Consider the following 22,790-nt stretch of genomic DNA (forward strand, 5'->3'; position numbering starts at 1 on the left):
CGATTTACCTGTTTTTACTTAATTCATTTTATCTGGTTTACTTTTATTTTATTTTATTTTATTTTATTTTGTTTTATGTTATTATAACCCGTAAATGAGGTCCCATCGGATCAAAAAGATATGTAAAAATAATGAGTAGAGAAAATATATGTAAATAGGAAAAGTATACGGAAAATAGGAGAGATGGTATGGAAAATAAAGCTCAAAATCAAACTGAAACACCTGTTGACTTAATGCAAAAGCCTGAGATAGATGCCGACCGATTTTTCAAGCTTATTGATTCCTCTGTCCGGGGCCTTAGGGAGTGCAGGCTCATTGCTGCGGCATTTGAGCTTGGAGTGTTTGAAGCCCTTAAAATCCCCCTATCAACAGGAGTTCTGGCTGAAAAGCTAGGATGCGACCCTGTGCTTATGCCCCACTTTTGCGAGGCCCTCCATAGTCTCGGTTTTCTTGACAGGTTTGAAGAGGGGGCACATGAGGGAGAGGAAAATATACAGATTCAGAGAAAAGGCGAAGACAAAGGCGAAGATGAAGATAAATCTAAGGACAGAAAACCTGATGATGGAGCAAAAGATGGTGAAGCAGTGTACCTTGTCTCGGAACTCAGTGCAACGTATCTTCTGGAAAGTTCCCCGTTTTCTCAGCAGCATTACCTTGCCGAAAGGCTCAGGAATGTTGAACTCTGGACCCGCCTTCCACAGATTATGAAGAATGGGCCTGAGATTGTTGAGAAAGGGCCTTTTTTCGGAGAAGTAGTCCATTGTATGGCTGAAAACGCACGCTGTGGTCTGCTTCAAGAAACGGTCAGGGTCGTCCTGGAAAATGTGGATTTTACAAATGTAAAAACATTGCTTGACCTGGGAGGAGGACACGGGCTCTATTCAATCGCCTTTGCAAAATTGAATGAAAACCTTCAGGCTTTTGTTTTCGACCTTCCGCCTGTTACGCAAAAGACAAAATATTTCATAGAAAAATATGGAGCTTCAAGAGTGGATATAATTCCAGGGGACTTTTTTAAAGATGAAATCGGAAGCGACTATGATGTTATATTTTCTTCGTTTAATCCCGGAGGAAAAGTGCCTTCCCTGATCCCGAAAATTGCCGAAGCCCTGAATCCCGGAGGCGTTTTCATAACCAGGCAGGTCCCTGATGAGAAAATGAAATCCAGCCCTTTTCTCAGCCTTGACTGGAACCTCTGGACTTTTGAAGATGTGAAAAAAGGAGGATCAGGATATAGTTTCGAAAACAGCGTCCCCTTTACCGAATATATAGAGACGCTGGGCAACTACGGACTTGAAGTTTTCCGCGCCCTTGACATGAAGGACGGGTCAAGGATAGTGTTTTCATGGAAAGTAGCCTGAGTCTTGCGGGAAAAGGAAGCCTCTTCAACTTGCACAGGCCAGGATATCATATAGCAGGAATGGCAGGAATTAGCAGGAATTTCCTGCACACCATTTTCCGGTGGATCGGGATCTGTCGATGGAAGGTGCTTCCCCATGAAGCTAAACCGGTTCCAATCTCTGTTGCACTTCTCATACTTATTATATTTAGTATATTTATTAAACTTAGTTACATTATACCTGACTTTGTTCTTCAAATGTGCAGGTCAGTAGAAGAAGTTTTGTTGAAATCAAAAATAAAGGGGAGAAGCTTTGTTGGAGTCAAAAATAAGGGCTGAAAAATGCCTCAATTATTTTCTTTGCCGTGGACAGGACATTTATCCCTGTTTTTGGGGGAGCACTGTACATATTCACCGGTCTGGACAAAATACCTGAAATGCTCTATCCAGATTTTTGATTCATCTTCTTTATCCGTAAATTCTACGAATTTTCTTAATGCATGTGCCGTTTTTGGATTCAGGATGTGCTCAATCTTGCATGCATCTTCTTCTGCCGTCTTTTCATCAATTCCCAGATGCATGAGAAAATCTTTGAGCATGCTGTATTTTTCCCTCGTCCTTCTGGCGATTTCTGTTCCTTTCTCGGTAAGGGTTACTCCTCCATATTTTTCATAATTTATGTAACCTTCCTTATCAAGTTTTTTGAACATACCTGTTACAGTTGAAGGGCCGAGTTCCAGTTCTTTTGCCACATCTTTAACTTTGGCGTATCCTTTTTCTTCTACAATTGAGGCGATAATTTTCAGGTAGTCTTCATCTCTTTCCGTTGTCATAAAACTCGAACCCATTTTTTGTATACCGAATATTATTCGATTATTATATTCGATTATGCAGGAAAGACATATAAGGATAGCTATGTGATCACTGAAAATCGAAAAGGGAAAAGCCGAAATAAAGTGAAGGCTGAAATCGGAATAAAAGAGAACTATTATAAAATAGCCATACCTAATTGGAAGCCTGACTGGTACATCCCGGATCTGGCAGATCGATTAAAATTTGAGAATCTTTACAGATGGCATTTTTCCTGAAATCATACTTAATATTACAAATATCAAGAGAGAGTTTCTTCACTTTTGTTTGTTTTATTACCAAATGGATTCACAGGACCAAATAACTCTTCTCTCGAATAACCAGTTCTTTCCATAAGTTCGGAAATCAATTTTTCTTTATCAGTATTATCAGTAGGTTCAGATTCTGAAACAATAATAGGACCTCTACACCATTCAGGCAACTCGTACTCGTTCACCTTTTCAATAGATGTTACTGTTTTATTTGGCGTGTCAATAGTTATCATATAGAATTCTCCACCGGTGATTCGTGAATCAATGGATACTACGGACCCGTTAAGTGAATCAGTTTCCCTGTAAAGATCTTCAAGGGAATAGGACGGTCCAATGGTTTTTAGTGTACCGTTTTGCATCTCAGAAGTTCCTTCGTGAATATACCAGCCGTTAATCCGGATACATACTACGGATTCCCCTGTTTCATTGAAGATTGCACCTAGAGCTGTATAGTTCCCTTTTGTAAGGTTTTGAAAATCTTTATCATTCCTGCATATTCTACGCAGAGTTTCTGCGACGTCTAACCTGTTTATTTCATCACAATCATCTGCAGAAAAGTTATCGGAGCCATTAGCTATGTCATGAAATAAAAATGAAATAGTTGCAAAGAACATCGCAACTATCAAAACAATCCAGATTTTATTCTTCAGGAGAGAGATTCCTCCTTTTTAATTGTAATATTACCAAACGGGTTTACAGGACCAAGCAACTCTTCTCTGGAGTAACCAGTTCTGTTCACAAGTTCGGAAACTAATTCTTCTTTATAAGCAGGTTCATCTTCTGAGATCACTTCTTCTACAGTAAGGTTGTGTGCAACATACACGGGTTCCCCGTATTTAATCAGTTCTTCAACTATTTCAGGAGCAAGATTAAGCTCACTAGAACGTGCCTCCAGCTCGTTTAAAGGAATTACTTCTATCCCGTATTTTTCCTTTTCTGCCTCAGTCATTTTGCTCGGAGCACGACTTGGGGCTGTTACAGAATATGTCTTTTTAACATCTGCCATTTCATAGTATGGACCAAATAAACAATTTTCTACAGAAAATGTAATCGTTTGACCTGGCTTGACATCATGAATCCACCAGAAAAAGTATGAAACGTCTGTTTTATCTGGAGAATATTCCCACTCGCGCCATACAGTCTCCCCATTGGTTTCATCATCATAACCGCTACGTAGAGAAGCAACAAGGGTTGCGGCTGAAATAGCATAATTTGCGTAAGAGCTCATTGCACTGATTGCAAGAGAGGAAATTGTATAGGCAACGTTTGAATAATAAGCACTGTTACCGTCAGGTCTGGGCCATGAGCCTATGTATTGTGGGTCTGTACTGGTCCATATTGCCTGGTTTGCCTTATTTGTTACTTCCTTAATTTCAACGCCTTGAATCCTACATGCTGCTGTAGATCCCCCGCTAGAAGTGCGTGTTTCTCCTAAACCCGTTATACGAAAAGTATATTCATATGCATTTCTTGCAGGATTATATATTGCCGGACCAAAATAACCAACGTCAGCGGCTGTATATGCGTATATTCCATTATAAGATGCCGACTTTTTCAAAGTCGAATCCCAGGTAGGAGTTTCATAAGCAGATGCCACTGGCATGAACAGTATGTCCATGATCAAAACTGCTGTAATTAATACATTTATGGCAACTTTTCTATTTCGTAACATTATATAGTTCACCTCTCCCAGGAGGCAGAATCAGGCAAGCCTTAAATAATCGCAAAGCTAACACTAACTCATGCCTCCGGGCACAATGGGGTTCAAATCTACTCTGGAGGGTTCGTTTGAACTCCATAAATACTACTAACATCTTCTATATATACCGTAAAGTTTTTAGCCAGATCATCAAACTATCAAAATAGTTGCTTAATTTATGATTGCGTTTTTCAGCAGTAATATTTTATGTGACAAATTGATTGATACTCTGGACAGAAGTTATATAAATGCGAAAAATAGTGCCATATGGAGTTCAACCCGATGTGCAATTCTCAACTTATCTGAGAAAATGTACTTTAATGTCAATTACTAAATTATTTAGAGAATTAGAATCAACATAAAATAAGGTTTAGTCTCTGATTCCAGCATACATTATAATAACACATCAGTTTCCTTTGACGTTTCTGAAATCAGGATTAAAAACTTAGCAATCCAACTTACCAATTTTGGCGAAAGAAAAGTCACATGCCCGAATTCCCTGAATGCGACCCAATTTTTCGCATTTCCGTTTTATTCTTCTCCCATTTCTTTTCTGAATTCTACGTAATCCCTTTCGACTTCTTCTAGCTCGTGTTCCATTTTTATACCCCATTTAGAGTTATAGTAATTGAAATCCTGTATATTGGATTTATACAGTTGAACCTGAAAAGATTAGCACAAGATTTTAAGCTGTCTGTATCATGACAAATATTCTTATGGTTTACTTTCCTTCAAATGCGTAAGTCTTACGATATTTGATTGGAGAGGAAGGCAGGATAGAATTTCCGGGAGTTTTTAGAATAGGAGGCGTTCCTGTCCTGCTCTTCCTTTCCGTTAATCCGGAAGATTTCAAAAACTCGAGAACTTTGCAAACTGTAACCTTAAAGTTTCAAAAATCCATTTTTATTTCGTTTTTTTCCTGGTTTTTGATCCTGTTCGCTTTTTGATCCTGTTCGTTTTTTGATCTGTTTATTTAACTTTAAGGCCCAGGAAGGGCTGTCTTCACAGTCTTTGAAATCTCCGGTTTTTGTTCATCAAGATTTTTCAGATTCAGCCTGTTTGGCTGTGACAGACTCTTCGCCCTTTTTCGGTCAACTTATAAATTGTGCCGTAGGAAACGGTATTTTTTCCGGAGCAACCGAAAAATCCACAGTTTTTGCAGGAACCGGAGCAGGAGGCGGATAGGCCGGAATTGTCTTCGGCGACCTTTTCAATGTGTCCCATTCCTTCCATAATTTCGAGTAAACCTTTAAGCTGTTGCGTACTTAGTTTCAAATGTCCCAAGATATCATTGAAGGAAATATTGCCTTTCTTTTCCACTTCTGCTATCTGTTTTAACACATACATGTATCCGAGTACCATTATCTGTTTCCTCCTTATTCCTGAAGTCTGAACCTCTCTTCACATCCCGTGTATATTGCAAGGGAAAGCAGGCCAAGGTACAGTGCGGGTTTGAAACCGTCAAGAGGCGTCCACTGCTCAAATCCGTCGGAGAACAACGCCCAGGCATTAATAAGGTCGGCAGTAAAAGTCAGGAAATATAGAGCCCCAAAGAGCATAGAAAGTGTAATTCCTATATACGCATACGCTTTTCCTGCAGAGGAACCTTTTGAAAATTCAAGGGTTCCATATAAGTAAACTGCACCTACGACTGCAAGTACCAGCCCGCCGGCAATCTCCGGGGGAAGCAGGCTGGAGGAGATAAAGTTATCAGGCAAAAGCCTGACTCCTTTCAGGACCTGCAAACTTCCGATTGCCAGGTATATTATCCCCCAGAGGAGAGAAAAATAGGTCAGAGCTTTGTTCTCATAATTCAGAGTTTTGTTCTCGTTTTCCATTTACATTACCTCCTCATGCGAATATGATATTCCCGATTTTTACCGTCACAAAGGCCATAATCCACGCCACAGCTGTCGAGTAAGCTGCTGCAAAAAGCATCCATTTCCAGGAGCCTGACTCTTTTTTTATTACTGCAACTGCCCCTATGCAGGGTACATAAAGCAGGGTAAACACCATAATCCCCAGTGCAACGGCAGGTGTAACTATCGGGTCTGCTAGAAGAGCTGAAGATAACATCCCTTCATCTGCTCCGGTGCCATAGAGGGTACCCAGGGAACCAATAACAACCTCCTTGGCAAGAAACCCGAAGATCAGGGAAATTGCGATTTTCCAGTCAAAACCTATCGGAGCTACAAGAGGTTCGAGCAGTTTTCCGAGGCTGCCTATGTAACTTTCCGCACTTCCGTATTCGGCTCCCTGCGGGAAGTATGCAAGTAGCCATATGAGTACCACTCCTCCGGCGATTACGGTACCTACCCTTTTCAGGTAAAGGGAGCCCTGGTTCCACATATGTTTCAGGGAATTGCCAGCTGAAGGCCTGTGATAGGGAGGAAGTTCCATTATGAAGGAAGAGGGCTTGCCCTTGAAAATGATACTTCTGAAAAGCCTGGCAGACAGGATTGCCACAATAATACCAAGCACATAGAGCCCGAAGATAACTGACCCTGCCTGTTTTCCAAAAAACGTTCCTGCAAGCAGCACGTAGACCGGCATCCTGGCCCCGCAGGACATGAAAGGTATAACCAGCATCGTAATAAGGCGGTCTTTTTCATCTTCAAGGGTGCGAGTTGCCATAATAGCCGGAACCGAACATCCGAATCCCATAAGCATAGGAATAAAGGATTTTCCCTGGATCCCCATAGAATACATCAACCTGTCCATAATAAAGGCGGCTCTTGCCAGATATCCGCTGTCTTCCAGCAAAGCCAGGAGGAAAAACAGGATGAAAATATTGGGTACAAAAAGTACAACTGATCCGACTCCTGCAATAATCCCGTCTCCAAGCAGAGATGCAAGCCAGGATGAATCGATGTTTGCAGCAACCGCTCCGGCAAGCAGGCCGAAAAACATGTCAATAATTTCCATGAAAGGGGTGGCGAAGGTAAAGGTAAGTTCAAACATACCCCACATCAGGGTAAGGAATATAGGGATTCCCAGGTACCTGTTGGTAAGTACTTTATCAATCATGTCGGAGGCAGATACCTCTCCGGCACAGGTCGTGCATACCTGAGAAAGTAGTCGGCTTATGAATTCGTAACGTTTATCCGCCATTTCAGCTTCGTATTCTTCAAGGTTCAGGCCGGAAAGGAACTTTTCAACCTCAGGCTGTATACTTGACGAAGAAAGCTTTGAATGAACATTTTCATCTCCCTCAAACAGTTTAATGCTCAACCATCTTGAAGGGTATCTGTTCATCAGGGCCCTATCTTCAGCCAGAATCTTTTCCAAGCGGCTGATTCTCTCTTCAATTTTATTTCCGTACTCGATCTTAGCAGGTAAAAGTATACCTGAACCGGATTTTGAAATGGCTGCATCAAGAAGATTATTGATACCTTTGTCTTCGTTTGCTGTTGTCCTGATTAGAGTAACTCCGAGTAATTTTTCAAGCATTGGGATATTTATCTCGTCGCCTCTTTTTTCTGCGAGGTCGGACATATTGAGAGCGAGGACAAGGTTTGTACCTGTTTCTATCAGCTGGGTGCTCAGGTAGAGATTGCGCTCCAGATTTGTCGAATCAAGGACCTGTACGACAACATCAGGTTTTTCCTCAAGAATGTAGTCTCTGGCAACAACTTCGTCTGCTGAATAGGCTGTGAGACTATAGGTCCCGGGAAGGTCCACAATTTCAAGGACATGCCCTGCATATTCCTTTATGCCCATTTTTTTCTCAACTGTTACCCCGGGCCAGTTTCCTACCTTTTGCCTGGCTCCTGTGATAGCGTTGAAAATAGTTGTCTTGCCCACGTTGGGGTTTCCGGTAAGTGCAACCCTTATTTTATTCTCAACCAAGTTCTACACCTTCACATGCATCCGGTTCTACCATAATCTTCATTGCCATCCCCTTACCCAGAGCATAACGTGTTCCGTTCACACTGACGAGCAGAGCCCCTCTCTCGCATCCTATAAGCCGGACAGAGGACGAAGGAGTAAATCCCATTTCAGTCAGCCTTCTTCTGAGCTCCAGACCTGCTCGAACTTCTCTGATCCTGCAGCCTTTTCCTTCCGAGAGCATTGTAAGAGGCATGTGTGGGGTCAAACTAATCCTCCAGTGCTTCAACAATTACCGTTTCTGCTTCCTGCTTCCTGAGAGAAAGGTTGTATCCTTTCAACTTGAAATCTATAGGGTCTCCCATAGGGGCTTTTTTGGTAACGCTCAGGACTGTCCCGGGAACCATACCCATATCAAGAAGACGCTTGCGGGAACTTCCCCTGCCTTTTACCTGGATAACACGGGCCCTCTGACCGATTTCCAGCATGTTCAAGGTTTTATCGATCATCTCTGTCATTTTTGTATCACCATATTATATTCGGAGTACCTAATCTTTTGCATAAATCTGAAATGGAGTATTAATTATTTAAAAGTTTCGCATATACGAAATTTTTGTGGTAATGTGAATTAATCTTCGCATTAGAAGTATTGTTCGGACAAATCCGACTCTCCTGTTTATCCGGATGAAACTGTTTTATTTAAACCGGATATTTGTAGAACCGCTCCCGGAAAAAGGGGTTTCTGAAGGACAAGGAAAAAACCGAAGAATCATGTCGTGCAGTTATAGAGAAAACAGGTAGATGGCATACGACTACAATATTGAAAGTGATGTAATTACCTGGATATGTTACATTGAGAAGATTCCGGATATTCACCTGATTATTTCAAGAACTCAAGTGCACCTTTCCAGAGAGAGTATCCATCTTGAAAACCAGAAAAAGGCTCTGGAAGGATTCGAATCTGGATAAAAGTAAAGACTTCCAGATGGAACTCCGTTTCAGAAAGAAAGATGGGAGCTATATCAATCTGGAATGAAATACAGCCTATATTAAGGATGAGAATGACGGGTAGTCGGAAAGACTGGAGAAATCTATAACAGTAACCGTTATTATCCTGTAAAACAATCACTGAATGGGGATTGTTGTGATAAAAGAAGCCATGTTCTACGAGAAAATCGGAGACGATAAAGTGCACTGTGGTCTCTGCGCCCAGAGCTGCAGGATCGCCCCCGGAAAGAGAGGATTTTGCGGGGTCAGGGAAAACAGGGGAGGAGATCTCTATACTCTTATTTACGGCACTGTTTCTAGCGAAGCCGTTGACCCTATAGAAAAGAAACCGCTTTACCATTTTCATCCTGGGTCTTATGTTTACTCAGTCGGGTCTATCGGATGTAATTTCCGCTGCAAACACTGCCAGAACTGGTCGATTTCTCAGGTCTGCCTGGAAGAATCTTATACAAAGGATATTCTTCCGGAAGAGCTCGTGGAAAGGGCGCTTTTCTCAGGCTCAAAGTCTGTTGCCTGGACATATAACGAGCCTACAATCTGGCATGAATATACCTATGAGAGTGCAAAACTGGCAAAAGAAGCCGGACTTGGCACGGTTTACGTAACAAACGGGTATATGACTCCTGAACCTCTGAGACATATCGCACCCTATCTGGACGCCGCCAATATTGATATCAAGGCTTTCAATGAAAAATTTTATCATGATGTTGCCAGTGCAAAACTGGCTCCCGTACTTGAGGCTTCTGCCCTTGCAAAAGAGCTCGGGATCCATGTCGAGATCACAACTCTAATCATTCCTGGAGTAAATGATTCTCCTGACGAACTCAGGGAACTTTCAAAATGGGTCTACAAAAACCTCGGCCCCGAAACCCCCCTGCACTTTACGCGCTTCCACCCCCAGTACCAGATGCAGGATCTTTCCCCTACTCCGGTGAAAACAATGAATGAAGCCTGTAAAATCGCAACTGAAGAAGGGATGAAATATGTATATATGGGCAATGTTCCAGGGAGCGACCGCAACAACACTTTCTGTCCGAACTGCGGCAAAATGTTGATTCTCCGAGGTTATTTCGATATAGAAAAATACGAAATTACTCCTGAAAAGACCTGCCCGGTTTGCGGAGAAAATATCCCTATTGTTGGAGAGTATGTGGGTGCAAAAAAGGTATTGAACGAAGATGAATATTAAGTTAAGAACATTGAGTTAAGAATAAGTTAAGAATATCAATTAAGGATATTGAGGTAAGAACATTGAGGTAAGAATATTGAGGTGAGCTTATGCCATTTTAGTTAATAGCCCTTATTTTGGAATAATGGATGTTAAAAAGATCTATTTTTTTAAAAAATTAGACTAAAACACTTTAATTTCAATTTAAAGGTAAATAGAAAGGATTATACCTAATTAAACCAATATTATGTCGCCAAACAAATAATTGGGCTTTAAAAAGGTATAATCCATGATAAAGATTATTACAAAAGGATATAAGTACTTATTGACTCAAATCGACGATTTTTTAGGGTCTGCACGTACCATTGTTATAAGTCTTAAGAGTATTAAAGGCAGAAAAGAATACGAACAGCTTTTTGGTCGAAAATTGGACGATCAAAAGACAAATATTAAAATCCGTATCATATCTCTAAAACAGTCAAGACTCACAGATTTTATAAGCAATCTTTTTGAAAAATCGATGTCTATATACTCTATTTTCGATCCGATGTTGAGTGAATATTCTAACTTAAAGATCCTTTTCATTGAGAAAATTACTAAAAACAAAAGACATTGTAAAGTACGTAATGTGCTCCCTATTTTTCAAAAAGTGCTTTCAGACTTTTTTGGTGAAGGATTTACTTTTCTCAAAAGGAAAATTTGCATTCCTTATAAAATTAATCTTCTAGTTGTACATAGCAAAGATTATATGGAAAGTGTATTGCCCTGGAATCAAGTACTTGCCTTTCAACACTTCAAAACGTTTCATGGGTATATAGGAGACATGTTTGCATTAAATCCTTCGCTGGATAACTTTTTCATTGAATTACAGGCTTCAATGGAGTACCATCCTCAGCATGAATCGTTAAATTTCAACAACATTCTCAAGTTAGAAATTGCAAGATGTAAGATGGGGTATTCAAATTTTGAATCATTCATTAGAGAATTTAACCAGAATAAAGCTCTAAGAAAGGAATTAAATATTGAAAATCGTGATCGAATCACTCTTTCATCATATCGTAGAAATCTGAAATGTATTTATCCATATTTCGTGGAATATGCTCAATTACTGATACAAGAATGTAGAAATCTAAATCTTATAGGAGATAAAATCTGGATATGGGATAGAAGGTTCTTTGAGTGCAACTGCAGTGGATTAAAAAATAAAGAAACTGGTATGCTCTCAGATCCTGATGCAGGACATTATGTTAAAAAAACCGGAAAGTATAGTGTCCTATCTGGAACGGGGTATACTGATACATGTGTTGTTGATAGTTGGTGGGGTTTACCAGTTTATTGGGATGCAGTAAACGCAAGTAAAAATGACAACACTATATTTCAAGAAACTATCATTCAGTGCATGAAATCGGAAACTCATAAACCGCTTTTTATGATTGCAGATGCTGGACCTGATAGTCATCCTTCTAACCAGGTGGTTATTGATCATGGAGTTATTCCAATTATAGCAGCCAGAGCTAACAGTGCAGGAACTATTCTTAAAACAGAAACAGGAACCCACTTCAGAGGAATATATATACCAAGGAAATTTCATAGACTCCTTGGTAAAATATACAATCTTAGAACCACTGTTGAAAGAAAGAACTCAAATGAAGTAGTGGGATACAATCGCTCGAAAACACCTACAAGAAGAATTGAATGGGCTAAAATGTTTGTCTCTATAGGCAACATTGCCGCTTTACTTACGGCATTAACGGCTTTTAAAGTTGGAAGAAAAGATTTGATAAGGGCACCAACTGCTTTTAGAAGGTTGCATTTTTAAGCTATTTAAGGAAATTTTTCCGGAAAATATAGAATTGAGTGCTTTTATTTGGGATTTAAAGCATTTTAAATGATTTTGGCATAAGCTCAGGTAAGTTCACAAAGAGTTTCACGTTCCTCTTTGGTAAGTGTCACAGTGTATCTATTCATAAGGAATCCCTGAGATTCTTTATGAATATTATACAATATAATTCTTACGACATTTTAATGCTGACGAGACACTAGTCTATTTTCTCACATTTTTTATTACATTCACGGATTTTATAGTGAATAAAAAATGTACTTATTGCATTTTAGAAAAGTAACCAAAGAAAGCTCTTATAAATCCATTTAAACAAAAAACAGAAAGCATCCATTGGATTTCAGCAATGGTAAAACTCATAACCAGCTGCTTTTTATCTAACAGACTCTCAAATAAAAGCCTTATTAATTTATTAATATTGTATTATCTGTGGTATGACAATCCGGGTTCATTTTATTTTAAAAATCAGGCAATATCAAAGAAGTAACATCAAAGAACTTCCTGAGCCTCTCTCTAAAGGAGATCTGCCAAAGAAATGGAAAAAGGGGTTAAACCCAAATAAACCCTGATCCCTTACTTATATTATTTTAATTCAGCTTTGTTCCGCATTCTCCGCAGAACCTGGTACCAATGGATACCTTATTACCACAACTTGGGCATTTCGTGAGTGAAACAGATGCTCCGCAGTTATTGCAGAACTTTCCTTCACCTGAGGGTTTGCCGCATTCCGGGCATAAAGTCTGCCTTCTCTCAATATCACCTTTAAATACGCTTGTGTTCACAGCTTTCTCCCTCATTTCATCTACCATGCGTTCTGCTCTTATTGCAGTTAGCTCAACGTTTTCCCGTGGAGCACATTCCACACAGAGATTATCCTGCTCGTTCCAGTCGGCTTCACAAACATAGTGTTTGCATCTCGGGCACCTGCAGAAGTGTTCCTTTGCCTCGTTCTGGGCTGTTTCAAAGGCATCTTCCCATTCTTTGCGCCATTCGGGAGACATACCCTGCTTGCGGTCGTTGAGTATATCCACGCCTCTTTCGATTGCATTTCCAACACGGTACTGGCCTACAAGGTCAGAACCTGCAGAGAGGGCTTTTCCAAACATACCAAACAGGCCTGTCTTCTTATATGTCCTGGATTCAATGAATCTTGTTTTGTAGCCGTCCTGACAGATATCACAGTAGAAAGTAAACTGGAAACCTGACTCTGAACTGTTGTCTTCGTAATTCCTCGTAAAAGGCTGGAGTTGTGATTTCTGGAATCCCATTTTATCACCTTAATGATTTACCGCATTTGATACACTTTTTGCCTGTAGGGGGCTGCTCGGTCCTGCACTTGGGGTTGGGGCAGACAATGACGATCGGAACGCCGCAGTTGCTGCATTTATCTCCGAGAAATGTCTCTTTTCCACAGCTTTTACACATGCTCCACAGCAAAATGCCGCAGTGGCCGCAGATTTTTGCCCCGTCCTCAAGAGGGGACCTGCATATCGGGCATCTCATGGGCCCAAGAGGGTTTTCCTGCGTGCAGAACGGACAGAAATTAGAATCGCGAGCGATTAATTTCCCACAGTATTTACACGGATGTTTATAGCTGGCCATTTCCTTCCCCTTCTTAATTTTACATTTGCCTGGAAGATGCCCGGACAAATATACTATCAGTAATTATTGTATTGTAGTTTTTGAAATTTCCGGTACTGAACTGCAAAACCCGAGGTATCAAAAAAATTGGTACTTAATTTGATTAAAGGCTGTACATCCAGGGAAATTTTCATTATATAAACTGTCTTCATGACAGGTAAACTGTATAGAACCATTTTAGAAAGCCTAAATAACCCGATAGCTCTATTTATGTCTTTTATATGGAAAAAGCTTATTTTCCGGCTTTTAATGCAAAATTAATTTTCTCGAAGAGCCTATTTTATCTTTAATATTTATTTTCAGGAACTCAACCGTATAGGCTAAATTAATAGGCATTTTAAAATCAAAAAATTTTGATTAAAACTATTCAAATTAAATGCAGCATCTCTTACTCAGTGCCTGAAAGACTTTTATCTGCCGGATTTTACTTGTCAGCGAATTCAGAGGTAAAGAGATACCATAACTGACTACAATTTCATTCAACCGGATGATATTGATTCCTGATCAATTCATAGAATTACTGAATAAAACAGGTTATCTCCGTTAAATGGTTTACATCCCGAGTTCCGCCTCCCGAGTTTCGCTTCCCGAGTTTCGCGTCGGGATCACAGGAAATCTTCGATTTCCTGGGAGTTGCACTGCAAGTGCAACAGCACGAGGTCCTTTTCGCTACGCTTTGCTTCGCTCAGGAGGACTGATTTATGAGGTATAGGAGTGAACTTTGCTCAGAAGGACTGAATTACAAATATTTCTAATCAGTGCAGCCTTATTCGCTATGTTAAGCCGGTTTTGTCATGTTTGACAAAGGAGAGCGGCTTTTCTCAAAATGAACGAAAAAAAAGGTGAACGAAGTGAAAAAAGATTTAAAAGGGGAAATATGGGAGGAAAAGAGGTTTAAAGAGTAAAGCGATAAGAACCCGATAAGGGGCGAAAAAGAAATCAACATTTTGATTCTTTTTCCTTCTTTGAAGGGATGCCAGAAAGGCCGGGAAGCAGTTATATTATTACCTGTGCATTTAAATGCGGCTTATGGGATTGAAGAAAGTATTAGCTCAGGTCAGGGGACTTCTTCACCAGGTTATCTCTTAGTTGAGGATTGTTTTTCTGGCTGTTATTTTTAACCCAACAGGTCGTCCCCGGCTCTTGAGGTACAGGGAGAGCAAACTGAAAGATCCTCTCTCGGGTTCCGAAATAGATCAAACAATTAATCAGGAAGCTCCAATAGATTACTAAAGGAAATAACTAAAAAGGTGACTGGAAGAATTACTGCATAATTCTTCTAGCTTCAATATAGTATCTCTTTTCATTTTCTTTTCCAAGGGAGAAGGATTTTCTTGGGAGAATTCCCTTCTTTTTGATAAGAGCAAAGAATTCGCTCCTTTTTAAAGAAGGAAGGAAGAAACCTATACTTTCAGGCTCTCTTCCGAGTTTCTCCACTACTTCAGGGTCATGTTCGTATTCAACCGAATAATTGTCAATAACCTCGTCAAGGGTCTCAACCTCAAGATCATGAGCAGGGTTATTAAAGATCAGGAAGCCCCACCTGTCTTTTGTAACAAATCCAATTGAATGCCCGAGAACCATATTATCTGCTGTGGGATTGTCAGCAACTGGATCATCAAAAAATTTATTGTCGGAAGCTGGATTGTCGGAGGCTGGATTGTCGGAGGCTGGATTGTCGATAACCGAACTACTGGTAATTGAATTACCAGTAATTGAATTACCAGTAACTGAATTACCAGTAACTGAATTACCAGTAACTGAATTACCAGTAACTGAATTACCAGTAACTGAATAATCAACAGTCGAATTGCCGTATGGAGATTCTATAATTCTTGCATTGAATCTTTTAAGCAATTCCTCAGGGTCAACCCCTCTTACAAGCCTGTGAATTGGCTCAAAGGTAAGCCCAGGGTCATGAATGTTTACAAGCTCTACAAGTGCGTATCTGGCTGGATGGTTGTCAGGGACCGTCCCTTTGATTTTCTCCCAGAAACTCTTTGCTGCGGCAAGGCTGTGGTTTCCGTCCCCAACAAGGAGAGTTCCAAGGGCCTGAATCCTTTCTGAAATCTCCTTAATTGTCTTTTCATCACTGATTTTAAAACCTCTTATATGGCCACCGTCTTCCATCAGGTCAAAATCATAAACAGGATTCCCTTCATAAACAGGACTAGCCGTGTTCAGGGGAATAACAGAAAAGTCCGGGTCGTCATATAAAACAAGAACATGGGTAAGCTCCAGCTCTGCGTTTTCTCTTATTTTTACCCTTGCAGGAAGCCTTTCTTTGATTGTTTTTTCAGTTGGCCGGATGAAGGATTCAGATCCATCATACTCATACGCTTCCAGATCAACTGCAACGACCAGACCTGTCCTTTCATTCCCTGAAACAGCACGTTTTACAAGAATGAAACAGGGACCATGGTCAACAAGGTTGGTTTTATAATTGCGCATTGCTTTATGGATATTATTTACTCTATTTTCATCTAAAGGAAGATATATTTCAGGGTAAATAAAATTAAGAGCAGAAGGAATGTCTCCAACAAATTCTTCTACCCTTTTCCAGTACGCTCTGTCCTGAGTATGCTGGTCACAGGCAATTACTGCCCATTCTTTCCAGTTGGCCTCTGGAAGAAGAATGTGGGGAACGTGTAATATCATGGTTAATAAAAAATAGAAAGGAGATATAAAGATTTCTAAACTCCGGTCTGAAATAGCTAAAAGCAAAGAATAGAGACTTCGCTTTAGATCTATGTAAATTACGTAAATTGCGAGATTCTCTTTATATAAATAACCGGGAATATATATTCCGGTAATCATTAAGACCTGGCTGGGTAATTTCCAAATCGAAAAATTAAAATCATGTCATAGTCAGCCTATATTGTTAATATTCCTGATTAAAATTCCTGATTAAAATTCCTGATTAAAATTCCTGATTAAAATTCCTGATTAAAATTCCTGATTAAAATTCCTGATTAAAATATTAAGCATACCTGATACTTTTTTATATAATATACAGTCGGGATCGAGCAGCGCGCGGAACTGCAGAGGGCTAAAATGGGTGACCTATTCAAATTTCCCTGGAACAGGACAAACAGTCCTCATTTAACCGCAGGAAATTAAAAATAAAAATAGGGGTTAAAACACTGTCTTACTTTACTACTTCATATCCGGCATTCTTCCATGCAGTCATGCTCCCAAGGACATTGTACACATCTCTATAGCCGTTTCTTTTCAGAATCGAAGCCGCTATACTGGAACGCCGGGATGAATCACAGTATACAACTATCGGGGAGTTCCTCGGAACTTTACCCAGATTCTCTTCCAGATGTCCAACATATATATGTTTTGCTCCTTCGATATGCCCTTCGTCCCATTCTTCATTCCCTCTAACGTCCAGCAATATCATTTCCTCGTTCCTTTTGATTTTATCTTTCAGATCCTGGACAGATATAAGGTTTAAGCTGTCTACAGGTAAGGCTTTCATGTACCAGGCCGCAATTCCGCCATTCAGGAAACCTGTTATATTGTCATAACCAATTCTGAACAGATACCTGACAGCAGCTTCCAGTTGCTCCTTTTCTTCGAGTACCAGAATTATGGGCTTATCATAGGGCAGTATCCAGCCGGCAAAAAAAGGCAGTCCTCTCAGCCAGATGCCGTATGAACCCTGTATGTGTGCTCCTCCAAAAGAATGGGACATGCGTGTATCTACAACCACAGCTCCTTTATCCATCTCTGCTTTGAACTCTTTTGGAGAAAGCAGTTCAGGCACTGGAAGTCCTTTTAGTAGAGGAGGACCCTGCAGGTTATACTCCTCCATTTTCTCAAAGTAAGGCGGATATTCGAGCTTCTCTTCAAGCTTGAACTTTATAAACTCTTCTTTTTCAATTTTCTGGAGAGCAGGATTCTGAATACTTTCCAGTCCCAGAGTACTGTACTCCCTTTTGGAGATAGACCCTCCGCAAAGCGAACCCGCACCATGTGCAGGGCAGAGTATTACCCCATCTCCCAGTGGGAGAATTTTGTTAAAAACGCTGTCGTACAGATTTGCTGCCAGCCTTGGAGCTTCTTCCGGTCCATAGAGATCAGTTCTTCCAACATCGCCTATGAACAGGGCATCTCCTGTGAAAACCATTAAAGGCTCTTTACCTGTATCGGGATCTGAGATCGTATAGGACATGCTTTCGTCGGTATGCCCTGGAGTCTGTAGAGCAGTCAGCTTCATAGAACCAAAACCGAACTCCTTCCCTTCATAAAGAGGATTTCCGTATTTGAAATCCACTCCCTGGCCGTGGTAGATCTCAGCACCCGTGAGACTTTCCAGTTCAAGAGAGCCAATTACATAATCTTCGTTTCTGTGCGTTTCAAAGATATGTTTTATTTTCATTCCCTCTCTTCTGGCAAGATCAAAATAGATCTTACAATCCCTTCGAGGATCGATAACAACGGCTTCATCTCCAGAACCGATGAAATAAGAAAGATGAGCCAGCCCTTCAGACTTAATGCGCTCAAATATCATGCTAAACCCCTTCAGCAATATTCTACGATTTTGCAATAAATTTTTGGGATAACTATAGAAATTCAGATATAGTACGGAATTATGCCTCTGTGGACGATATCTCTATGAACGATACCTCTATGGACGATATCTCTATGAACGATACCTCTATGGATTATACCCTTTATTATACCCTATGTAGAATTATATTCTGTGTCTGTCAAGATTTATCCGGTATCGGCTGATTTAATTTCCCCTTACACTAAGTATACAACTGCATGCCTCATATGTTTTTTTGAAGCATTTTTTTAAGATAACTTTCTGAATGCAAATTTTATCTATTTTTCTTCTTCTGTTGCAGCCATGGAATCTTCTATCTAAATACCTGCTTTAATTTTACTTTATCTGAATTTTTATTCATTTATCTGAGAAGAGAGCTGACTAAAAAGAAACTGTTATCGCTTGTAATTCTCGCATGCAACCGGTCTTTCATCTGAGAAAAACATAATTTCTGGTTTTGAAATATTTTGAGTGGGAATATATTTCGCTAGCGGGCAATTTTTGGTATAATTAATTTAAAATAATTAAGAGTCAATTATATATTTGTAACTTGGAGTGAACAGATAGAACGAGTAAGCAACGGGTATGAATAAGTAAGTAAAAGAATTGCCCGAAAGCCATTGATCCTGTTCCTGACCAATACGCTTGGGGGAGCGTATCTCTGGAACAACTGTATCGGGGGCTACAGTGGGAGCATAGCGCTTTCGGGCTTTTTCTTACTCTATCTATGCTATACTTTTCTTCCTAATCTTTTTTCCTGATTTTTCATTCCTGACTTATTCTCCTTATCTTTTCTTCCTGACCGTTCACTTTTCTCTCTCCTGGCCTCTTAAACTGATTTTTCCGTCCTTTTTCTCTGAATTTCTCATTACCTTCCTGTCTGCTCATTGTCCTGTTTTCACCAAATTTATCGTACATCCTGATAAGGACAGTGAGAGTTCCACAATATCTAGAATGCTGACGAATCTTGAAGGACTAAAACTATAATTCTATGAAGCATAATTCTATGAAGCGTAATTCTATGAAGCATAGCTCCATAAGACGAACGAATATTGGCGGGATGATTTGAAAGCTTCAACGACTCGGGATGGTCGGCTGGAAGTGAAACGTTTTTGTAAATGGGTATGGGGGAGCCTGCTATTCCTTACTGTCTGGATAGGCAGAATAATAGCAAAAATTCTTGATATCTGCATTTTTCCTGAGGTTATGGACATTTTATGGAAGAACATGAAAACCAATAGCCGGAGTCTGACTCCTTTAGAGGAACAGGAAGCTCGAAAAGTATTTGGGAACAGCATCAATTACCAGCAGGTGCGTATTGACGAACAATCGCTAATTGCCTGGATCGGGGCAAAGGTTAATAATTGCTGGGGTATGGGTATCACTACCTTTCATACAATCAATTTTAATAAAAAGATTAACACTGAGGCAGGCAATTCGAGCATGAAATGGCTTATTCATGAATTAGCCCATGTAGCACAGATGGAATATGTCGGCTCAAGGTACATGGTCGAAGCATTTTATGCACGAGCAACAGAAGGATACAGGTACATTCCCGGTGCAAAACCTTATCTGTGTAACTATAACCGCGAACAGCAGGCTTCAATTGCTGCAGACTATTATAGTGCACTCGTTTCAGGCCGCTCAACAGCTGCTTATGATCCCTATATTACAGAACTGCAAGCAGGAAAGTTATAGATACAGTTCTGTCCTGATTCTTCTCTTTCGATTCTCACAAAAACATCTTTTCCAATAGAGAACCGAATCATAAAATAAAAGGAAGAAAAACAAAAAAAATTATAGAGTATGGGCAGAATCCGTATAAAAGAGGTCGGACCCTACTGTTTATTCCATAACCTTCCTGCTTTAGCCATAATTCCTGCTTTTATTCCGAATCCCCAACAGTTATTGAATATTCAAAATTTTCCGTATTTTTCGGGAGAATCGTAAGTTCCCAATCTCCGATTGCTCCTGGTATCGTATACGATTCAGTATAATACCTGTCGTTATCTTGATAGATCGCGTCATTATTTGACCATACAGGGAAATTACTCCATCCGACATTTACACTGCCTCTTTGCGTTATTTTTACAAGGCTCATATCAACAGGGCTGGAGTCGTATTTCAGGTTCAACTCAAACGATGGATCTTCATTTTTCGGTGGGTAACGCAGCCACGAATCCGAGCCATATGCATAAGTAGAAATCTCAATTGTTATCGGGTCTGCAGTCCTGGTTTTGAAGTTTTTTGCATAAGGAACTGAAAGCTGCTGCCTAATTATGAAGTTCAGGTCTATTTGCGGGTCATATCCATAATTTTCTTTCCCGTCAACATTCATTTTGATGTACCCATTGTAAGATCCTGCAGCACTTTCCGGAACAGAGATCCGGATAACCATGTCAGCGATTTCACCTGGTGCTAAGACTGAAGGTGCAGAGATTTCGATTGCATCATCGTCAATACCGGATTCACCAAATGAATAATCATATCCGTTTACTTCCGGATCGATGGTAATATTTCTGGCTGCCACGTTTTTGATTTTCGTCGTGTACTCATATTCCTTTCCAGCCTCAACGGTATCATAGATGTAATATGTCTGAAGCTCAATTTTCTGATAAATCGGGACCATTACAGAAAGGTACATTACATTGACATACTGGGGGTAGTATTCTTCTGGATCTAATATTATATCGTCTGCAAAGGCAATATAAGTTTGATAGTTCTCTTCATCCGCATCTTCAGGAATACTAACTTCAATGGTAAATTCCTGTTCTGCGCCTGAATCTACCGTTACGTTCGCTGGGGATATGGTTATCCAGCTTTCGTCAAAATTATAATAACTCTCAGGCACGGCTACAAGTTTCGGTTCCACATAAAGCGCTTTCTTACCATTGTTTCTAAAGCTTACATCGAAACTGCTGCTCTCTCCCTGTTGCAGGTACAGGTCATAGTTACTTGGATTTATATCGTGTATTATGGTTTTATTCGAAACCGAGGTATAAGCTGGTTCTGCGACTGATTCTCCAACATCCCCTGTTTGAGCAAATGCAGCCGGTACCGACACCAGGCAAAGCAGTATCCCTAAAAATAGGGACGCTGCCCTCAATAATGTACTTTTACTCATATTTCTGACTCCTTCTTTTGTTTTACATTCAAAAACTGTTTATTCCAGTTTGTTTTGTTTTACATTTCCACAATGGCTAAATTCCATAATTTCATGCTTTCTGGACTTCATTCAGGAATACAGCCTATGTAACCAGCGCACTCAAGATTCCCTTGCAATGCTTGCCTTATCACAGGAAGAATACGGTTGAGCTGAGAAACCAGCAGGCAAAACAATTTTACTCTCTACAAATGGCCCTTGTAATCATCTCTCAGGCATAGGACAATTTTACAAAGTGCGTAAGTTCAATAAATGAAGCATGTCCTTGTATAAAATACTTCTTACTTTGACAAATCTTTGTGTTTCACATGAAAAGCTCAAAAAAGAAAGAATGTAAAAAGATTCATAACTGAATTGAATAGTGCAAATAACACTTTTTAAGATATGATTTAAAATCTCAAACAACAGATAAATAATAAACTTTTGAACAGTGCTGAAGCTTCAAACCAAACTAATGTCAGTATATAGAATACCTACTCATATACTACATATTAATGAAGTCTTATCAACAACGGTTTAACACGGTTTACAGTGATATTTTATTGATAACACTTCTAAGAGAATATATTTTTAATTCTGTGACAACATATTTTCGATTTTGTGAGAATATGTAGTTTCGATTAAGAACATGTACTTCGGTTGTATGTTGCGGCGTTTTTATTCATTAAGATTATTCTAAGATTATTCGTCCATTCTTTTTTGAGGTGACTTTCGGGAAGAATTTCTTTTTATTTCTAAAAGTGCCCATAACTTTTCACATTCATCAGCTGTCAGCCCGATCTGTTTGACCAGATATTCTTCGGTTTTTTCATTTTTTATAGTTCCTTTTAGCAGGTTGCTTACCGTATCCCTGTGGTGCCCTGTTATCCTTTCAATGCTCCTTATCCCGTTTTTTTCGAGAAAAAGCCGATATATCAGCTTTATTTCAGTTCCGGGCAGATGTTTACGATAAACAGCCGTACCTATCGTCTCCATAAAAAATTTCCCGCAATGCTTGCAGTAGTATCTCTGATGTCCGGTCTTGTACTTTCCACGTTTTATTACTGCTCTTCCTTCCATCCGGAGATAATATTCGCACTCCGGATTCTGACACACTACCTCATCTGTTTTTCTGGTTATACAATTCCCTCCCTGAGTCCCGATTTAACTATCTGGTCTATCCCATCATAAATATAATTCATAAATATAATTTCTCATAAATGTCCAGAAATTACCTATTAATATGCCATAGCGGCTTTTCTTCCGGCTGTGAATTAATATACACATTCTGGATCCAGACAAACAGTTTAGTGTAATTTACTAACTGAATTAATTTAATTAGTAAGTTTTGGATTTATTCCTATATTTACTTTACTAATTTCAATGTCTACCAGAAATAGATTTCTATAAAATAAGTCAATGATCACTTCAAAAAAAAGAAAAATT

22 protein-coding genes are annotated in these 22,790 nt (G+C 39.7%); 7 read left to right on the forward strand and 15 right to left on the reverse strand.

The features are described from left to right. Positions 1-188: 188 nt before the first annotated feature. Together ACZ5A8_RS10105 and ACZ5A8_RS10110 are read left to right on the forward strand one after the other, a co-directional pair. A complete protein-coding gene (locus ACZ5A8_RS10105; protein WP_464533705.1) occupies positions 189-1,361 on the forward strand; it encodes a methyltransferase in 1,173 nt (390 codons plus the stop codon). After that, positions 1,346-1,678 (forward strand): hypothetical protein, encoded by a 333-nt coding sequence (locus tag ACZ5A8_RS10110; protein WP_464533707.1) that lies wholly within the window; start codon positions 1,346-1,348, stop codon positions 1,676-1,678. The genes ACZ5A8_RS10105 and ACZ5A8_RS10110 overlap by 16 nt, the downstream gene beginning before the upstream one ends. A gap of 8 nt (positions 1,679-1,686) precedes the next feature. Here ACZ5A8_RS10110 and ACZ5A8_RS10115 read toward each other — a convergent pair whose 3' ends face one another. Continuing rightward, positions 1,687-2,172, reverse strand: a complete 486-nt coding sequence (locus ACZ5A8_RS10115) for a metal-dependent transcriptional regulator (protein ID WP_464533708.1) — start codon at positions 2,170-2,172, stop codon at positions 1,687-1,689. A gap of 123 nt (positions 2,173-2,295) precedes the next feature. Between ACZ5A8_RS10115 and ACZ5A8_RS10120 the strand changes: the two genes are divergently transcribed. Continuing rightward, positions 2,296-2,427 carry a hypothetical protein gene (locus ACZ5A8_RS10120; protein WP_464533710.1) on the forward strand — a complete coding sequence of 44 codons (132 nt, stop codon included), beginning with the start codon at positions 2,296-2,298 and terminating at the stop codon, positions 2,425-2,427. Between the two features lie 23 nt (positions 2,428-2,450). Here the strand turns inward: ACZ5A8_RS10120 and ACZ5A8_RS10125 are convergent, their stop codons facing one another. The 7 genes from ACZ5A8_RS10125 to ACZ5A8_RS10155 form a co-directional block, all read right to left on the reverse strand. Next, the gene (locus ACZ5A8_RS10125) at positions 2,451-3,086 is read right to left on the reverse strand and encodes a hypothetical protein (protein WP_464533712.1); all 636 of its coding nucleotides are present in this window, start codon (positions 3,084-3,086) and stop codon (positions 2,451-2,453) included. A gap of 20 nt (positions 3,087-3,106) precedes the next feature. Beyond that, positions 3,107-4,132, reverse strand: a complete 1,026-nt coding sequence (locus ACZ5A8_RS10130; RefSeq protein ID WP_464533713.1) for a hypothetical protein — start codon at positions 4,130-4,132, stop codon at positions 3,107-3,109. A gap of 1,077 nt (positions 4,133-5,209) precedes the next feature. Next, a complete protein-coding gene (locus tag ACZ5A8_RS10135; protein ID WP_464533714.1) occupies positions 5,210-5,521 on the reverse strand; it encodes a FeoC-like transcriptional regulator in 312 nt (103 codons plus the stop codon). A 14-nt stretch (positions 5,522-5,535) separates the two neighbouring features. Next, positions 5,536-5,997, reverse strand: a complete 462-nt coding sequence (locus ACZ5A8_RS10140; RefSeq protein WP_464533716.1) for a hypothetical protein — start codon at positions 5,995-5,997, stop codon at positions 5,536-5,538. A 13-nt stretch (positions 5,998-6,010) separates the two neighbouring features. After that, positions 6,011-8,008 (reverse strand): ferrous iron transport protein B, encoded by a 1,998-nt coding sequence (feoB, locus tag ACZ5A8_RS10145; protein ID WP_464533717.1) that lies wholly within the window; start codon positions 8,006-8,008, stop codon positions 6,011-6,013. Beyond that, positions 8,001-8,255: a FeoA family protein gene (locus tag ACZ5A8_RS10150; protein WP_464533718.1), complete on the reverse strand. Its 255-nt coding sequence runs from the start codon at positions 8,253-8,255 to the stop codon at positions 8,001-8,003. Before ACZ5A8_RS10150 ends, feoB begins: the two co-directional genes overlap by 8 nt. Before the next feature lies 1 nt (position 8,256). Next, entirely contained in the window at positions 8,257-8,505 is a 249-nt protein-coding gene (locus ACZ5A8_RS10155; RefSeq protein ID WP_464533720.1) for a FeoA family protein, read from the reverse strand. Positions 8,506-8,788: 283 nt separating this feature from the next. Between ACZ5A8_RS10155 and ACZ5A8_RS10160 the strand changes: the two genes are divergently transcribed. From ACZ5A8_RS10160 to ACZ5A8_RS10170, 3 genes are all read left to right on the forward strand, one after another. Next, entirely contained in the window at positions 8,789-8,956 is a 168-nt protein-coding gene (locus ACZ5A8_RS10160) for a hypothetical protein (RefSeq protein ID WP_464533722.1), read from the forward strand. Positions 8,957-9,119: 163 nt separating this feature from the next. Next, on the forward strand, positions 9,120-10,184 hold the full coding sequence (gene amrS / locus ACZ5A8_RS10165) for an AmmeMemoRadiSam system radical SAM enzyme (protein ID WP_464533723.1): 1,065 nt from the start codon (positions 9,120-9,122) through the stop codon (positions 10,182-10,184). Positions 10,185-10,986: 802 nt separating this feature from the next. Next, on the forward strand, positions 10,987-11,982 hold the full coding sequence (locus tag ACZ5A8_RS10170) for a hypothetical protein (RefSeq protein ID WP_464529078.1): 996 nt from the start codon (positions 10,987-10,989) through the stop codon (positions 11,980-11,982). A 608-nt stretch (positions 11,983-12,590) separates the two neighbouring features. On the opposite strand, the gene ACZ5A8_RS10175 is transcribed toward ACZ5A8_RS10170, so the two are convergent. From ACZ5A8_RS10175 to ACZ5A8_RS10195, 5 genes are all read right to left on the reverse strand, one after another. Further along, positions 12,591-13,271, reverse strand: a complete 681-nt coding sequence (locus tag ACZ5A8_RS10175; RefSeq protein ID WP_229390010.1) for a zinc ribbon domain-containing protein — start codon at positions 13,269-13,271, stop codon at positions 12,591-12,593. 4 nt (positions 13,272-13,275) lie between these two features. Next, positions 13,276-13,605, reverse strand: a complete 330-nt coding sequence (locus ACZ5A8_RS10180) for a double zinc ribbon domain-containing protein (protein WP_464533725.1) — start codon at positions 13,603-13,605, stop codon at positions 13,276-13,278. 1,302 nt (positions 13,606-14,907) lie between these two features. After that, on the reverse strand, positions 14,908-16,302 hold the full coding sequence (locus tag ACZ5A8_RS10185; protein WP_464533727.1) for a DUF1015 domain-containing protein: 1,395 nt from the start codon (positions 16,300-16,302) through the stop codon (positions 14,908-14,910). Between the two features lie 490 nt (positions 16,303-16,792). After that, the gene (locus ACZ5A8_RS10190; protein WP_464533729.1) at positions 16,793-18,163 is read right to left on the reverse strand and encodes an MBL fold metallo-hydrolase; all 1,371 of its coding nucleotides are present in this window, start codon (positions 18,161-18,163) and stop codon (positions 16,793-16,795) included. Between the two features lie 804 nt (positions 18,164-18,967). Further along, positions 18,968-19,120: a hypothetical protein gene (locus tag ACZ5A8_RS10195; RefSeq protein WP_464533731.1), complete on the reverse strand. Its 153-nt coding sequence runs from the start codon at positions 19,118-19,120 to the stop codon at positions 18,968-18,970. A gap of 147 nt (positions 19,121-19,267) precedes the next feature. Here ACZ5A8_RS10195 and ACZ5A8_RS10200 point away from each other — a divergent pair, with 147 nt between their 5' ends. After that, complete coding sequence (locus ACZ5A8_RS10200) at positions 19,268-19,900, forward strand: hypothetical protein (RefSeq protein ID WP_464533733.1); 633 nt, start codon at positions 19,268-19,270, stop codon at positions 19,898-19,900. 187 nt (positions 19,901-20,087) lie between these two features. On the opposite strand, the gene ACZ5A8_RS10205 is transcribed toward ACZ5A8_RS10200, so the two are convergent. Continuing rightward, positions 20,088-21,326, reverse strand: a complete 1,239-nt coding sequence (locus ACZ5A8_RS10205; protein ID WP_464533735.1) for a COG1470 family protein — start codon at positions 21,324-21,326, stop codon at positions 20,088-20,090. 720 nt (positions 21,327-22,046) lie between these two features. Then, the gene (locus ACZ5A8_RS10210) at positions 22,047-22,460 is read right to left on the reverse strand and encodes a transposase (RefSeq protein ID WP_464533737.1); all 414 of its coding nucleotides are present in this window, start codon (positions 22,458-22,460) and stop codon (positions 22,047-22,049) included. Positions 22,461-22,790: the final 330 nt, after the last annotated feature.

It is taken from the genome of Methanosarcina subterranea (assembly GCF_055385895.1).